Annotated in this window: 10 protein-coding genes, 4 tRNA genes and 1 pseudogene; 9 read left to right on the top strand and 6 right to left on the bottom strand. The window is 68.3% G+C overall.

Translation table 11 applies throughout. The features are described from left to right. From VGS97_RS25625 to purM, 7 genes and pseudogenes are all read left to right on the top strand, one after another. Positions 1–858 (top strand): phosphoribosylaminoimidazolesuccinocarboxamide synthase (locus VGS97_RS25625; protein WP_326856212.1); only part of this gene is annotated, 858 nt, incomplete at its 5' end. Between the two features lie 242 nt (positions 859–1100). Further along, positions 1101–1361 (top strand): annotated as a pseudogene (purS, locus tag VGS97_RS25620) (phosphoribosylformylglycinamidine synthase subunit PurS); the annotation flags it as partial. Positions 1362–1528: 167 nt separating this feature from the next. After that, the gene (gene purQ, locus VGS97_RS25615) at positions 1529–2215 is read left to right on the top strand and encodes a phosphoribosylformylglycinamidine synthase subunit PurQ (protein WP_326856211.1); all 687 of its coding nucleotides are present in this window, start codon (positions 1529–1531) and stop codon (positions 2213–2215) included. Beyond that, the gene (gene purL / locus VGS97_RS25610; protein WP_326856210.1) at positions 2215–4566 is read left to right on the top strand and encodes a phosphoribosylformylglycinamidine synthase subunit PurL; all 2352 of its coding nucleotides are present in this window, start codon (positions 2215–2217) and stop codon (positions 4564–4566) included. Before purQ ends, purL begins: the two co-directional genes overlap by 1 nt. Before the next feature lie 40 nt (positions 4567–4606). Then, positions 4607–4939: a sterol carrier family protein gene (locus VGS97_RS25605; RefSeq protein WP_326856209.1), complete on the top strand. Its 333-nt coding sequence runs from the start codon at positions 4607–4609 to the stop codon at positions 4937–4939. Between the two features lie 117 nt (positions 4940–5056). Further along, positions 5057–6550, top strand: coding sequence for an amidophosphoribosyltransferase (gene purF / locus VGS97_RS25600; protein WP_326856208.1), 1494 nt, complete (start codon positions 5057–5059; stop codon positions 6548–6550). Between the two features lie 79 nt (positions 6551–6629). Next, the gene (purM, locus tag VGS97_RS25595; protein ID WP_414641831.1) at positions 6630–7718 is read left to right on the top strand and encodes a phosphoribosylformylglycinamidine cyclo-ligase; all 1089 of its coding nucleotides are present in this window, start codon (positions 6630–6632) and stop codon (positions 7716–7718) included. Between the two features lie 193 nt (positions 7719–7911). Here the strand turns inward: purM and VGS97_RS25590 are convergent, their stop codons facing one another. Next, a complete protein-coding gene (locus VGS97_RS25590) occupies positions 7912–8187 on the bottom strand; it encodes a DUF3073 domain-containing protein (RefSeq protein ID WP_326856206.1) in 276 nt (91 codons plus the stop codon). Positions 8188–8565: 378 nt separating this feature from the next. After that, entirely contained in the window at positions 8566–9633 is a 1068-nt protein-coding gene (locus VGS97_RS25585) for a Glu/Leu/Phe/Val family dehydrogenase (protein ID WP_349262261.1), read from the bottom strand. Between the two features lie 569 nt (positions 9634–10202). On the opposite strand from VGS97_RS25585, the gene bldC reads away from it, so the two are divergent. Continuing rightward, positions 10203–10409, top strand: a complete 207-nt coding sequence (gene bldC, locus VGS97_RS25580) for a developmental transcriptional regulator BldC (RefSeq protein ID WP_324839035.1) — start codon at positions 10203–10205, stop codon at positions 10407–10409. Positions 10410–10628: 219 nt separating this feature from the next. Here the strand turns inward: bldC and hrpA are convergent, their stop codons facing one another. From hrpA to VGS97_RS25560, 4 genes are all read right to left on the bottom strand, one after another. After that, on the bottom strand, positions 10629–14594 hold the full coding sequence (gene hrpA / locus VGS97_RS25575) for an ATP-dependent RNA helicase HrpA (RefSeq protein WP_349262260.1): 3966 nt from the start codon (positions 14592–14594) through the stop codon (positions 10629–10631). A 501-nt stretch (positions 14595–15095) separates the two neighbouring features. Continuing rightward, positions 15096–15169, bottom strand: a tRNA-Phe gene (locus VGS97_RS25570). A gap of 59 nt (positions 15170–15228) precedes the next feature. Beyond that, positions 15229–15303, bottom strand: a tRNA-Asp gene (locus VGS97_RS25565). A 75-nt stretch (positions 15304–15378) separates the two neighbouring features. Further along, positions 15379–15451: transfer RNA gene (locus tag VGS97_RS25560), tRNA-Glu, on the bottom strand. A 235-nt stretch (positions 15452–15686) separates the two neighbouring features. Between VGS97_RS25560 and VGS97_RS25555 the strand changes: the two genes are divergently transcribed. Further along, positions 15687–15758 (top strand) — tRNA-Lys (locus VGS97_RS25555). Positions 15759–15763: the final 5 nt, after the last annotated feature.

Here is a 15763-nt window from a genome sequence, read left to right as displayed (position 1 = left end):
TCCGGCAAGGTTCGCGAGCTCTACGCGGTCGACGACCGACTGCTCCTGGTGGCTTCGGACCGGATCTCTGCCTACGACTACATTCTCCAGACCCCGATCCCGGACAAGGGCCGCATCCTGACGCAGCTCTCGCTCTGGTGGTTCGAACGCCTCGCCGACCTTGTGCCCAACCACCTGGTGTCTGCCGATCCTGTCGACTACCCCGGTGCTCTTGCCACGCACGCGGACGAATTGCGCGGGCGCTCGATGCTCTGCGAACGCCTCGACATGTTCCTGATCGAATGCGTCGCCCGCGGCTACCTGACCGGGTCCGGCCTGGCCGAATACCGCGTCTCGGGCACCGTGTGCGGCATACCGCTGCCCGACGGACTGGTGGACGGCTCCCGGCTGGACGAGCCGGTCTTCACCCCCGCGGTCAAAGCCGAGCAAGGCGAGCACGACGAGAACGTCGCGTTCGACGAGGTGGCCAGCCGCACCGGAGCAGTCGTCGCAGAACAGTTGCGTCAGCTGACGCTCACCGTGTACTCGACCGCGCGGGACATCGCGCTGGAGCGCGGCATCATCCTGGCGGACACCAAGTTCGAGTTCGGCCGCCGCGCCGACGGGACCATCGTGCTCGCGGACGAGGTCCTCACCCCCGACTCCTCCCGTTTCTGGCCCGCCGACCAGTGGCAGCCCGGTCGGCCGCAGCAGTCCTACGACAAACAGTTCGTCCGCGACTGGCTGACGTCACCGGAGTCAGGCTGGGATCCGAAGTCCGACCAGCCACCGCCCCCATTGCCTGCCGAGATCGTCGAACGCACCCGGGACCGCTACGTCGAGGCGTACGAGCGGCTCACCGGCCGAACGTTCCAGTAGCCGGCTGCCCCGAGCTGGGGCGCCCGCAGTTGGATGCCGTCGATGCCGCAGCCGCGTGCCCACAGCAGCAACTGTGTGCTCGCAGCTTGCCTGTAGCCGTGTGCCCGCGCGCCGAGTCGCCCCGAATTTCGGCGCGCCGGGTGCACCGGTGGCACCCCGGTATTCTTTGAGGTACCGCCAACAGCAGACAGCCCGCGGCCGTGGGCTGCCAAGAGCCGTTGAAGACACCAGTGGGAGTGCACATGGCACGAGTCGTGGTCGACGTCATGCTCAAGCCGGAGATCCTCGATCCACAAGGGCAAGCGGTACAGCGCGCGCTGCCGCGGCTGGGCTTCGACGGCATCGTGGACGTGCGGCAGGGTAAGCGCTTCGAGATCGAGCTGGACGGCCCGGCCGACGAAGCCGCGCTGGCCAAGGCGCGCGAGATGGCCGAAAAGCTGCTCGCGAACACGGTCATCGAGGAATTCACGGTTGCGTTCGATCCCGCGCTGACCGGAGCCGCGACAACCGGCACCGCCGCGACGACGCCCCTTACCGCGGTCCACGGCGCGGCGGCCGACAGTGCGTCATCCGACAGTGCGTCATCCGACAGTGCATCATCCGACAGTGCGTCGGCCGACGCCATGGCGGACAGCATGCGGCTGGCAGGCGCCGAGCAGGGGAGCGACTGATGTCGCCCCGCATCGGTGTCGTCACCTTTCCTGGCAGCCAGGACGACCAGGACGCGTTGCGGGCGGTCGCCCTGGTCGGCGCAGGGCCGGTGCCGCTCTGGCACCGCGATCCCGAGTTGCACGACGTCGACGCCGTCATCCTGCCGGGCGGCTTCTCTTATGGCGACTACCTGCGGGCCGGGGCCATCGCACGATTCTCGCCGGTGATGGAGTCGGTCATCGCCGGGGCACGGGACGGTCTTCCCGTGCTCGGCATCTGCAACGGCTTCCAGGTGCTGTGCGAGTCGCACCTGCTGCCCGGCGCGCTCATCCGCAACGGCGGCATGCTCTTCATCAATCGGGACGAGCGGCTGCGGGTCGAGTCCGACCGCACCGCATGGACCCGCGACTACGCCGTCGGCCAGGAAATCGTCATCCCGATCAAGAACGGCGAGGGCAGGTACACCGCCGACGAGCGCACCCTGGACCAGCTTGAAGCCGAGGGCCGGGTCATCGCCCGCTACCTCGACAATCCCAACGGCTCCGCCCGGGACATCGCCGGAATCGCCAACGCCGCAGGCAACGTCGTCGGCCTGATGCCGCATCCGGAACACGCCGTCGAAGCGCTCACCGGCCCGTATCCCGGCCCGGCCACCGACGGCCTGCCGTTCTTCACGTCCATCCTCAAGCAGTTGGTGGCCGCCTGATGCCCGCGCAAACCTCATCTGTCACCCGCACCGGGAACGTAGCCGACACCGGGTACGTCGCCGACACCGGGTACGTCGCCGACACCGTGGAGCATGCCTCGGTCACACCGGACCGCGAGCAACCGTACGAGGCGCTCGGTGTAAAGCCGGACGAGTACGCCCGCATCCGGGAGATCCTCGGCCGTCGGCCCACTTCGTCCGAACTGGCCATGTACTCGGTCATGTGGTCTGAGCACTGCTCGTACAAGTCCTCGAAGGTGCACCTGAAGCAGTTCGGCGAGAAGGCCCCGGACGTCGCCAGGGGAGAGAAAAGCTGTCTGCTGGTCGGCCCGGGAGAGAACGCCGGAGTGGTGGACGTCGGCGGCGACCTCGCCGTCACCTTCAAGATCGAGTCGCACAACCATCCCTCGTACGTCGAGCCGTACCAGGGCGCGGCCACCGGGGTCGGCGGCATCGTCCGCGACATCCTTACCATGGGCGCCCGCCCGATCGCGGTCATGGACCCGCTGCGGTTCGGCGCAGCGGACGCCCCGGACACGCACCGCGTGCTGCCCGGCGTCGTGCGCGGCATCGGTGGCTACGGCAACTCGCTCGGCTTGCCCAACATCGGCGGCGAGGTCGTGTTCGACTCGTGCTACGCAGGCAACCCGCTGGTCAACGCGCTCGCCGTGGGTGTCATGCGCAAAAGTGAGATCAAGCTTGCCCAGGCACACGGCACCGGCAACAAGGTCGTCCTGTTCGGCGCGCGTACCGGCGGCGACGGCATCGGCGGAGCATCCGTGCTCGCCTCCGCGACCTTCGACGAGGGCAAGCCTTCGAAGCGTCCCTCGGTACAGGTAGGCGACCCCTTCATGGAGAAGGCCCTGATCGAGTGCTGCCTGGAGATCTTCGCTGAGGACCTGGTCGTCGGCATCCAGGACCTCGGCGCGGCAGGCCTGTCCTGCGCGACGACCGAACTGGCCGCGGCCGGTCTGCAACGCGCGGGCGTCGGCGGCATGGACGTGCAGCTCGACCTCGCCCCACTGCGCGACGCCACGCTCGTGCCCGAAGAGATCCTGATGAGCGAGTCGCAGGAGCGGATGATGGCGGTGGTCACCCCCGCCAAGGTCGCGCGCTTCTTCGAGCTCTGCGAGAAGTGGGACGTCACCGCCACCGTCATCGGGACGGTCACCGAAACCGGCCGACTGCGGATGACCTGGCACGGCGAGACCATCGTGGACGTGGACCCGCGGACCCTCGCGCACGAGGGCCCGGTCTACCACCGTCCGTTCCACCGCCCGGCCTGGCAGGACGCACTTCAGGCCGCCACCCCCGACTCGCTCAGCCGCCCCAAGACCGGCGAGGAACTGCGCGAGACCGTGCTGCGCCTGGTCGCCAGCCCGAACCTGGCCGACAAGCGCTGGGTCGTCGAGCAGTACGACCACCGGGTGCGCGGCAACACGGTCCTCGCGCACGGCGAGGACTCCGGGATGCTGCGCCTCGACGAGGAATCGAACCTGGGCATCGCGCTGGCCACCGACGGCAACGGCCGCTACACCAAGCTCGACCCGTACGCCGGCGCGCAACTCGCCCTGGCCGAGGCGTACCGCAACGTCGCCGCGACCGGCGCCAGGCCTCTCGCCGTCACCGACTGCCTCAACTTCGGCTCCCCCGAGGACCCCGAGGTCATGTGGCAGTTCGCCGAGGCGACCCGCGGCCTGGCCGACGCCTGCCAGACTCTCGGCACACCGGTCACCGGTGGCAACGTCTCCTTCTACAACCAGACCGGCGACGTCCCGATCCACCCGACGCCGATCGTCGGCGTGCTCGGCGTGATCGACGACGTGACCCGCCGTACCCGCCTCGGCTTCGAGGCCGACGGCGACGTCTTGCTGCTGCTCGGCGAGACCCGCGACGAGTTCGGCGGCTCCGAGTGGTCGCACGTCGTGCACGGACACCTCGGCGGGCTGCCGCCGCGGGTAGACCTGGAACGCGAGCGGTTGCTGGCCGAGATCCTGGTCACCGGCTCCCGGGGCGGGATGCTCTCCGCCGCGCACGACCTCTCCGACGGCGGTCTGATCCAGGCGGTGGTCGAATCCGCGTTGCGCGGCGGCCACGGTGCCCGGATCGAGCTGCCCGAGGAGCTCGACCCCTTCGTCGCGCTCTTCGCCGAGTCCGCAGGCCGCGCCGTCGTCGCCGTGCCGCGCGCCGAGGAGCAGCGGTTCACCGACCTGTGCCGCTCCCGAGGCCTGCCGGTCGCCCATATCGGCGTCGTGGGCGGCGGCGCGGTTGACGTTCGTGGTCAGTTCTCGATCCCGCTCGACGAGCTGCGCCGCGCGCACACCGGCACCTTCCCCGCCCTCTTCGGCTGACCGGCCGCCGACCGGAATCGGGAGTCGGGGCCGCGAACCGATGGACCGTCAGGAACTTCTCGCCGCCCGCGTCGCGCTGACTCCAGGCGACCGGGCGGCGCTCGGCGAGCTGATCAGGGCGAGCGTCCGGGCCTTCGCGACGCTGGTCCCGGGCCACAGCGTCGAACTGCGCGTGCCGCCGTTCATCGCGGTCCAGTGCGTCGAAGGCCCCCGGCACACGCGTGGCACGCCGCCGAACGTGGTCGAAGTCGACGCGCAGACCTGGCTCGACCTCGCCCTCGGCGAGCTGAACTGGGCTGACGGCGTGGTGGACGGCCGGATCAGCGCCTACGGGCCGCGTAGCGACCTGTCGGGATTCCTGCCCCTGCCGTGACAGCGCGCTTCGGCTGCGCACCTTGCGCGTGCACGCGCTTTCGAATGCACACCTTGAACACAACATCAATATCAACCGACGGTCTGACGACGGCCGCGCATCACGTAAGCTGGACGCGTGACTCGCCCGGATGGACGTCTCTCGCACGAAACCTTCGCCGACGACAAGGGCCCGCAGGACGCCTGCGGAGTCTTCGGGGTCTGGGCTCCCGGAGAGGAAGTCGCCAAGCTCAGCTACTTCGGCCTCTACGCTCTTCAGCACCGCGGCCAGGAATCCGCCGGCATCGCCGTGTCCAACGGCTCGCAGATCCTGGTCTACAAGGACATGGGCCTGGTCTCCCAGGTCTTCGACGAGGCGACGCTGCGCTCGCTGCGGGGGCACCTCGCGGTCGGCCACACCCGCTACTCCACCACCGGCTCCTCGGTCTGGGAGAACGCCCAGCCCACCTTCCGGGCCACCGGGCACGGCGCGCTGGCCCTCGGCCACAACGGCAACCTGACCAACACCGCCGAACTGGCCCGGATGGTGGCCGAGGCCCGTTCCAACGGCGACGTGCCCGGCAAGGACCGCGGCGCCACCTCGGACAGCGACCTGATGACCGAGCTGCTGGCCAGGCAGACCGACCGGCCGCTCGAAGAGGCCGCCGTCGACATCCTGCCGCGCCTGCACGGCGCCTTCTCGCTGGTGTTCATGGACGAGACCACGCTCTACGCGGCGCGCGACCCGCAGGGTATCCGGCCGCTGGTGCTCGGCCGGCTCGAACGCGGCTACGTCGTGGCCAGCGAGACCGCCGCGCTGGACATCGTCGGCGCTTCGTTCGTGCGCGAGGTCGATCCCGGCGAACTGATCGCCGTCGACGAGAACGGGCTGCGCAGCCGGCGTTTCGCCGTCGCCGAGCCCAAGGGCTGCGTCTTCGAGTATGTCTACCTGGCCCGCCCGGACACCAGCATCGCCGGCCGCTCCGTGAACGCATCCCGGGTCGACATGGGCCGCCGGCTGGCCCGCGAGCATCCGGTCGAGGCCGACCTGGTGATACCGACACCGGAGTCCGGCACGCCCGCCGCGATCGGATACGCCGAGCAGTCCGGTATCCCGTACGGCCAGGGCCTGGTCAAGAACGCCTACGTGGGCCGCACGTTCATCCAGCCGAGCCAGACCATCCGGCAGCTCGGCATCCGCCTCAAGCTCAACCCGCTGCGCGAGGTGATCGAGGGCAAGCGCCTGGTCGTGGTCGACGACTCGATCGTGCGCGGGAACACCCAGCGCGCGCTGGTACGGATGCTGCGTGAGGCGGGCGCGAAGGAAGTACACATCCGGATCTCCTCACCGCCGGTCAAGTGGCCGTGCTTCTACGGCATCGACTTCGCCACTCGCGCCGAACTGATCGCCAACGGCCTGAACATCGACGAGATCGCCGCGTCCCTGGGCGCCGACTCGCTCGGCTACATCTCCCTGGAAGGCATGATCGAGGCCACTTCGATCCCGGGCGACCGGCTGTGCCGCGCCTGCTTCGACGGGGTCTACCCGGTCGAACTGCCCGACCCCGAACAGCTCGGCAAGCACCTGCTGGAAGTGCCCGCCACCGCGGCCTCCGCCCTCGCCCGTCCCTGAATCACGTGGCCGCAATCACCTTCCCCGGGCGCCCCTCCCTCTGAACGCCACTCGACACACCACTCGACAGAGCCAAGGAATCAGCGTGACCGACAACCCCCGCCCCGGCGGCGCGACGTACGCGGCGGCCGGAGTAGACATCGAGGCGGGCGACCGCGCGGTCGAGCTGATGAAGCAGTGGGTCGCCAAGGCCACCCGGCCCGAGGTCGTCGGCGGGCTCGGCGGCTTCGCCGGGCTCTTCGACGCATCGAAGCTGACCGCCTACCGGCGGCCGCTGCTGGCCACCTCGACCGACGGCGTCGGCACGAAGGTGGCCATCGCGCAGCGGCTGGACGTGCACCACACCATCGGCTTCGACCTGGTCGGCATGGTGGTCGACGACCTGGTGGTCTGCGGGGCCGAGCCGCTGTTCATGACCGACTACATCGCCACCGGCAAGGTCGTGCCCGAACGCATCGCGGCGATCGTCCGCGGCATCGCCGAGGCCTGCGTCCAGGCCGGCTGCGCCCTGGTCGGCGGCGAGACCGCGGAGCACCCGGGCCTGCTGGCAGCCGACGAATACGACGTCGCGGGCGCGGCGACCGGAGTGGTCGAGGCGGACGCGCTGCTCGGACCCGAGCGGATCGCGGCAGACGACACGGTGGTCGCGCTGGCCTCCTCGGGCCTGCACTCGAACGGGTACTCCCTGGTCCGGCATGTGCTGCTGAGCCAGGCCGGCTGGTCACTCGACCGGCCGGTCGCCGAGTTCGGCCGCACCCTGGGTGAGGAACTGCTCGAACCGACCCGGATCTACACGCGTACCTGCCTGGAACTGGCCCGCCGCATCGACGTGCACGCGTACGCGCACATCACCGGCGGTGGCTTGGCGGCGAACCTGGCCCGGGTGATCCCAGCCGGCCTGCACGCTCGGCTCGACCGCTCCACTTGGCGGCCGGCCCCGGTGTTCGACCTGGTCGGCACGCTCGGCTCGATCGAGCGCGAGGAGCTGGAGCGCACGCTCAACATGGGCGTCGGCATGGTCGCCGTCGTCCCGGCCGACGACGCCAGCGCGACCCTGGCGATCCTGCGCGAACTGGGGCAGGGCGCCTGGCTGCTCGGTTCGATCGAGCGGGGACCGGCGGCGGACGCACCTGGCAGCGCCGCACTCACCGGCGCCTACCCGAACTGAACCACGAGCAAGCCGAACTGTACCTGCGGGCGAACCAAAACGCCGAGCAGCCCGTCCGAACCCACCTGCCCGCACATCAACTCGCCGGGCAGGTACCTCGGACGGGCAACCAGCTACGCACTCAAGAACAGTTACCCAACCGGATGCGGACAGCAAAAGGCGCTCGACGCAGGTCGAGCGCCCCTGAAGCTGACTAGCCGGCTCGATGACGGCTGCTGCCGTTGTTCCCGTTAGTCCCGTGAGGGCGGTAAGGACCGTCGTCCTCCTCGTCCTCATCCTCGTCTTCCTCGTCGTCATCCTGATCCGCCCAGGCCGCGTAGCGCTCGTCGAGGTCGTCCTCGGCGCCGTTCGTCCGCGAATCGGTGACGCCCAGTTCAGACCGCAAACGATCCAGGTCCGTCCCGCCGCCGCTGTACTTCAGCTGGCGGGCGACCTTGGTCTGCTTGGCCTTGGCCCGGCCGCGCCCCATTGGCTCGACCCCCTCAACGACGGGGCGCTCTCGGCCCCGGGTCTCGACACATGATCACTGACACAGTCACTTACGCGACCGGTGCCTCGGTGGGGATCGCGGGACCGGTCACAAAGTCAAAGGTACCTGGTTCCCCGCCGGTTCGGTACGGCACGCGGGCCGCGATTTGAACCGACGACAAGGAGATACCTCACCTGAGGATACAGTGCGGCGGCGTAGCAGGTCGATTTGGCACACGGACGCATGTAGGCCGCGCCCGACTCCTAGCAGTGTGGAAACCGGGGATCGCTCGGGTCCAACCCGCCTGAATCGACGCGAAGCGGATGGTGCGGTGGGGGCTCGCCGGGTTCAGCCGCTGCGGCCCCCACCGTCCGCCGTTCAGCCCCGCAGTTCTCGCGCGCCCTCGGGCAGCAGGATCCCGCGCAGCCGCGCGACGTCCCGCATCCGCCGCTCGGCGAGCCGGTCCGCGGCCACCGCCGGCGGCACGCCCTCCTCGCCGGCCAGCCGGATAATCGTCAGCATCGTGTCGAAGATCCCCTCGGCCCGCTTACGTGCGCGCTCGAAGGAGAATCCGCCACGCTCCCGGTACGCCGCCTCATCGCCGACCTGGATCACGCCCCCCGCGTTGACCAGGTAGTCCGGCGCATACAGCACGCCCCGATCGGCCAGGGCCTTGTCGATGCCGGGGTGCGCGAGCTGGTTGTTCGCGGCGCCGCACACGACGGACGCGGTCAAGGCACCGACTGTCTCGTCGTCGAGCGCTCCGCCGAGCGCGCACGGTGCGTAGACGTCCAACCCGGTCCGGATGAGTTCGTCGGCCGACTCGGCTACGGCCACCTCCGGATGATTCCGGCGGACCCAGTCCAGCGCGGCCGGGTTCACGTCGGCGACGGTGATCTGCGCCCCGTCCTGAAGCAGGTGGGCGATCAGGTGGCGGCCGACCTTCCCGACGCCGGCGATGCCGACCCGGCGATCGGCCAGCGTCGGCTCGCCCCAGGCCGCCTGGGCGCAGGCGCGCATGCCCTGGAAGACACCGATCGCGGTGAGGATCGACGAGTCCCCGGCGCCGCCGTTCTCCGGGGAGCGGCCGGTCACGAAGTCGCACTCGCGCGCGATCACGTCCATGTCCGGGACGTAGGTGCCGACGTCGCAGGCCGTGTAGTAGCGGCCGCCGAGAGACTGGACGAAGCGGCCATAGGCACGCAACAGCGACTCGGTCTTGTCAGTGGTCGGATCACCGATGATCACCGCCTTGCCGCCGCCGAGGTCCAAACCGGCCAAAGCGTTCTTGTAGGCCATGCCGCGGGCCAGGTTCAGGACGTCGGCCAGTGCGTCGGCCTCGGTCGGGTACGGGAAGAAACGGGTTCCGCCGAGGGCCGGCCCCAGCGCGGTCGAGTGGATCGCGATGATGGCGCGCAGTCCGCTGGGCTCGTCGTGGCAGTACACGACCTGCTCGGGACCGCCGGTTTGGAACGGCGAGGGGTTAGGCGTGGGTACCGGGGCGCTTGTGGCGACGGTGTTCACTGCTCGGGACTCCTTTTCGAGTGGGCAGTCGAGCCTGCGCCCAGCGTAGAACCGTGTCGGCCGCGCCGGGTGGACGAGGGTGGCGCCTGGTCGGCGGACGCCGAACATCGCGATCGCTACGCGCTCTGGTCCGCCACTTGGTTAACAAACGCACCAAAAGGCTTCCACCTGCACGGGTGGATCCATATCCTGTCCCGGCACATCCGATGTGTACGCTCCGCCCGAACCGAGTGACGAGACGTCACTGTGTCGCTACTGTCCGCAAATGGCTGGCTCGGGTGCATCGGCGAAGTTGTGGGCCCTGTGTATCGATTTCATAGAGTTCGCCTCCAAACCACTTCGGATGGTGTAGTTCTAGTTCTTGAACGACAAGACGTTCGTCCGATCACCGACACGCCCATTTGCTGACAGCGGGGGCATGGCGGGCTATCGGGGAGGATCCAGCCGAATCGGACCACGAGGAGTGGTCCGTTCAATGGAGGAGGCCGTTCATGACCGCGCGTACGCCCGAGGCGGAGCCGCTGCTGACCCCGGCAGAGGTCGCCACGATGTTCCGGGTGGACCCGAAGACGGTGACCCGCTGGGCCAAGGCCGGCAAGCTCACCTCGATCCGCACCCTCGGTGGGCACCGCCGCTACCGCGAGGCCGAGGTGCGGGCGCTGCTCGCCGGCATCCCGGCGCAGCGCACCGAAGGTTAGCAGCCGGTGGCCAGTGCCAAGTCGCTGGCCACAGCTGTGCGGAGCTACTCGGAGTAGAAGCACGTGAAGTAGAAGTAGAAGCATCGGAGCAGGAGGGATCCGGTCCGCGAGGGCTTCCCGCGCGGACCGGTTCGTTCCTGCCCTGGGGGATGACCAGAGGATGGAAGGCAGCGCGCAGTGAGCTGCGATATACGCCGCGATGTCACTGCGCGTGCGCCGTTACGCGCCGAGTGCCTTGCGTACACGCTTCTCTGACACGGGATAAGCCGTGCCGATCTGTTGAGCGAACAGGCTGACCCGCAGCTCTTCCAGCATCCAACGTGCCCGCAGCAACTCCGCGCCAGGCCGGTGCCCCCGCGGCACACGCGCCACGGCGGCCTCGTACTCGCCCTCCAACTGTTGGATCTTCGCCAGGTTCGCTTGGTCCCGGTACGGCTCATCGACCATCTTGTCGAGCCGATAGCTCAGCGCACGCAGGTAGCGCGGCACGTGAGCAAGTTGTTCGTACCCGGTCTCCGCGATGAATCCGGGCCGGACCAACCCGGCGAGTTGTGCCCGCGCGTCGTTGAACGACGGCAGCAGTGACAAGCTCACCGTCCCGCGCAGCCGCCGATCGAGCTCGTGCGCCGCAGCCAAGACCGCCGCAGCCAGCTTCACCACAGTCTCCGCCGTCTCGGCGAGTTCCTCGCGCACTTCGTCACGCAGCCGGGCGAAGCCCTCCGCATCCCACACCACGCCCCCGTGACGATCAATCAGATAATCGGTCGCGCAGGCCACGCAGTTCTCGAAGAGCTTCGGTACCGGCCCGTACGGATTCGTCCCCAGCGCCAGCTTCTCCCGGTTGTCCAGTGCGGCGAGCATCGACCTGGTCGGCGAGGGGACGGTCAGCATCAGCAGCCGCCGTGTGCCGAGCCGGGTCGACTCCGCCTGCTCCTCCTCGGTATCCAGCAGCCGGATGCCGACTGACACGCCCTCGTCCACCAGCGCCGGGTACGCCTTCATCGCCACGCCGAGCCGGTGCTGCTCGAAGGTGCGCGCGATCGTCCCGAACTCCCAGCCCTTCAGCCCCGTGCGTTCCAGGTCGTCCGCCGCCGCCGAGATCGACTCGCGCACCTGAGCCTTGAGCCGCAGCTTGAGCGCTTCCAGATCCTTGTCTTCCGCGATCTTCCCGCCGCGCTCGTTGACGACCCGGAACGTCATCTTCAGATGCTCGGGAACCTTCTCCAGGTCCCAATCCTCCCGCTCAAGCCCCGGCGCCCCCATCCGCCGCATCTCTCGCTCCAGCCCGTCCAGCAGCGCCCCTTCGCGTGTCGGCAGCCGGTCGAGCAACGCCTTCGCGTAGTTCGGCGCGGGCACGAAGCTGCGCCGGATCGGCTTGGGCAGCGAGCGGATCAGCTCGGTGACCAACTCCTCCCGCAACCCCGGGATCTGCCAGTCGAAACCGACCGGCTCAACCTGATTGAGCACCGCCAACGGGACATGCACGGTCACCCCGTCCGCATCCGCGCCAGGCTCGAACTGGTAGGTCAGCTTGAACCGCAGCCGCCCTTGCCGCCACAGGTCCGGATAGTCGTCCTCAAGCACAGCGCCCGCACGCTCGTTGACGAGCATCGCCCGGTCGAAGTCCAACAGCTGCGGACTCTCCCGCCGCGTCTCCTTCCACCAGCGGTCGAAGTGCGCCGCCGAGACGACGTCCTTGCCGACCCGCTGGTCGTAGAACGCGAAGATGGCGTCGTCGTGCACGGCGATGTCGCGCCGCCGTGCCCGGTTCTCCAACTCCTCGACCTCGCCGAGCAGCTTGCGGTTTCGCGAATAGAACTCGTGGTGCGTGCGCCACTCGCCCTGCACCAGCGCGTGCCGGATGAACAGTTCGCGGCTGAGTTCCGGGTCGATCTTCCCGTAGTTGACCCTGCGCTGAGCCACGATCGGCAGCCCGTACAGCGTCACCTTCTCGTATGCCAGCACCGCGCCCTGCTCCGAGGACCAGTGCGGCTCGCTGTAGCCGCGCTTGACCAGGTGCTCGGCCAGCCCCTCGGCCCACTCCGGCTCGATCCGCGCCGCGATCCGCCCCCACAGCCGCGAGGTCTCCACCAACTCCGCCGCCATGACCCACCGCGGCGACTTCTTGAACAGCGACGACCCGGGGAAAACGGCGAACCGGGCGTTCCTCGCCCCCACGTACTCCCGCTTCTCCTGCTCGTACATCCCGATGTGCGAGAGCAGCCCGCTGAGCACCGCCTGATGCACCAGCGCCGGATCCGCCGGCACCGTGTTCGGCGTCACCCCGAGATCCTTCGCCGCCTGCCGCAGCTGCGCGTGCAGGTCCTGCCACTCGCGTACTCGCAGGTAGTGCAGAAACTCGCTCTTGCACAGCTTGCGGAACTGATTCGACGACAGCTCCCGCTGTTTCTCCCGCAGGTACTCCCACAACCGAAGATAAGTCAGAAAATCAGACTGCTGCTCCTTGTCCACAAACCGTGCATGCGCCTGCGTGGCAGCCTGCTGCCGGTCGACAGGCCGCTCCCGCGGATCCTGGATCGACAGCGCAGCCACGATCACCATGATCTCGTTGACGCAGCCGGTACCCGCCGCCTCCACCACCATCCGAGCCAGCCGCGGATCCACCGGCAGCCGTGCCAGCTTCCGCCCCACCTCAGTCAACCGAGGCTGCTTCCCCGCCCCCACCCCCGCTCCTGCACCCACCCCAACCCTCGCCCCAACCCTCGCCCCAACCGCCGTGCCCGCCCCCGCCCCAAATGCCCCCTCAACCGCCTCAACAGCCCCCAACTCATGCAGCAGATCCAGCCCATCCCGCACATTGCGCCGATCCGGTGGCTCCACAAACGGGAAGGCCGCGATGTCCCCCAACCCGATCGACGTCATCTGCAGGATCACGGACGCCAGGTTCGTCCGCAGGATCTCCGGCTCCGTGAACCGGGCCCGCCCCAAGAAATCCACTTCCGAATACAACCTGATACATACGCCATCCGACGTACGCCCACACCGCCCCGCCCGCTGATTCGCCGAGGCCTGCGAGATTGCCTCGATCGGCAGCCGCTGCACCTTGAGCCGGTGGCTGTAGCGCGAGATGCGTGCCGTGCCCGGATCGACTACGTACTTGACCCCCGGGACGGTCAGCGAGGTCTCGGCAACGTTCGTCGCCAACACGATCCGTCGCCCCGTATGCGGCTGGAACACCCGGTGCTGCTCAGCCGTCGACAGTCGGGCGTAAAGCGGCAATACCTCCGTGTTCCGCAACCCAAGCTTGCCTAACGCATCCGCCGTATCCCTGATCTCCCGCTCTCCGCTCAGAAAGACCAGCACATCCCCCGGTGGCTCATGCTCAAGCTCCTCCACGGCATCGCAAATGGCCTGGATCTGATCCCGATCCGCGTCCGCATCCGGATCCTCAAGATCCACAAGCGGCCTGTACCGCATCTCCACGGGATACGTCCGCCCCGACACCTCGATGATCGGCGCGGGCCCCCGAGCGTCGCCGAAGTGCGACGCGAACCGTTCCGGGTCGATCGTCGCCGAGGTGATGATCACCTTCAGATCCGGCCGACGCGGCAGCAGCTGCTTCAGATACCCCAAGATGAAGTCGATATTGAGGCTCCGCTCATGAGCCTCGTCGATGATCAGAGTGTCATACCTCAACAACTCCCGATCATGCTGCAACTCGGCCAGCAGGATCCCGTCCGTCATGAGCTTGACGTTGACGTGCTCGCCACCCTGCTCGGTGAACCGGACCTTGTACCCCACCGCACTGCCCAGCGGCGTCTTGAGTTCCTCGGCGATCCGAGCAGCCACCGTGCGCGCGGCCAACCGCCGCGGCTGCGTATGCCCGATCACCCCGCGCACACCACGCCCCAGCTCCAAGCAGATCTTCGGCAGCTGAGTGGTCTTGCCCGAGCCCGTCTCTCCAGCGACGATCACCACCTGGTGGTCCCGGATCGCCGTGAGAATCTCGTCCCTACGCTGGCTGACCGGCAGGTCCGGATAACTAATCGCCGGCACATTGGCCCGCCGCGCCGAGACCCGCGCCACAGAAGCGTCGATCTGCTCCAAGATCTGCGCCCGAATCGCGGCTACAGCCTCCGGCCGCCGCGCCTTACGTGCCCCATCCAACCGCCTCCGCAGCCGCGCCTCGTCCCAAAGCGAGACCTCCCCAAGCCGCGCCCGCAGATCATCAAGCGCACCGCCCGACGCGCTACCGCCAGCACCACCTCCAGACCTAGCCGCGCGCCGCACCGCCCCGCGCCCGCTCACGCGCTCGTCACGCCCACGCCCACGCACACCGGATGCATCCGACGCATCACGCACCGGACCGTCCTCTTCAGCAACACGAACAGCATCAGTGGGAGTGGACCCATCCGAAGGGTGATGCGCGCTGGCCATGGCCCACCAAGCATAGGTGCCGAGAACCCAAACGACCTCGGATTATCCGCCAGGCCCAATCCGGGCCATTCCGTGACACACGCACCAGCGACGAGTCCCCAAGCACCCCACACCGACGCCAGTCGCGTAAAGCACAAGCAACTCACCGACCGCACCCCCCCTAGCCAGCGGTCACGCCCACGCTCATACCCACCCACACACCCTGAGAACAAGAAAGGAGCCCGAACAGATGTCCGAACTCCCTAACTCGGCCCAACACCTACAGCGCTGACACTCACCATGTCTCTGTGGCCAGGGGCGGGGTCGAACCGCCGACCTTCCGCTTTTCAGGCGGACGCTCGTACCGACTGAGCTACCTGGCCCCGGACTCCGACAAGCGTCATAAGCAGCCTAGTTGCCGACGACGCTCGATCGCTCCGAGCGGTCCTGACGGGATTCGAACCCGCGACCTTCACCTTGACAGGGTGACGAGCACTCCTAGCTGCTCCACAGGACCTTGCTTGTTCGGCCCGGCGATCCTAGCACGCCATTTCAGCTGCTCTGATCGACTGAACCTGACCGTTTCCGGCCGTAGCCCCAACGGGATTCGAACCCGCGCCGCCGCCTTGAAAGGGCGGTGTCCTAGGCCGCTAGACGATGGGGCCGAGCCCTCTCGCGAGGTTCGGATTCCCCCCGGACGCCTGTCCGTTGGGGACTTGTAGAGCATACGGGACGGGTGGCAGCCTCGGCAAAATGATTGCTCACAGGTCGGCCGGGTCCAACTCCCGTTCACCGCCCGGCCTCACACCCGCCGCGCGAGCCAGCTCTTACCGGACCCTGCCCACGCCGAGCGCAACCCGTTACCCACCGGACCATCGAGTTGGCTACGCTTGGCCGCGAGGGGCGCTAGCTCAATGGCAGAGTAGCGGACTTTTAATCCGTAGGTTGTGGGTTCGAGTCCCACGCGCCCCACTCTA

The sequence above is a fragment of the Actinocrinis sp. genome, assembly GCF_035946395.1.
In the GTDB taxonomy this organism is placed as follows: Bacteria; Actinomycetota; Actinomycetes; order Streptomycetales; family Catenulisporaceae; genus Actinocrinis.
This window is presented reverse-complemented; position numbering and strand designations above follow the sequence as displayed.

Bases quoted from the DNA above. Each gene is read 5' to 3' on its own strand.
- purQ (WP_326856211.1), top strand. From the start codon at position 1,529: ATGTCGCCCCGCATCGGTGTCGTCACCTTTCCTGGCAGCCAGGACGAC.
- purL (WP_326856210.1), top strand. From the start codon at position 2,215: ATGCCCGCGCAAACCTCATCTGTCACCCGCACCGGGAACGTAGCCGAC.
- VGS97_RS25605 (WP_326856209.1), top strand. From the start codon at position 4,607: ATGGACCGTCAGGAACTTCTCGCCGCCCGCGTCGCGCTGACTCCAGGC.
- VGS97_RS25590 (WP_326856206.1), bottom strand. From the start codon at position 8,187: ATGGGGCGCGGCCGGGCCAAGGCCAAGCAGACCAAGGTCGCCCGCCAG.
- bldC (WP_324839035.1), top strand. From the start codon at position 10,203: ATGACCGCGCGTACGCCCGAGGCGGAGCCGCTGCTGACCCCGGCAGAG.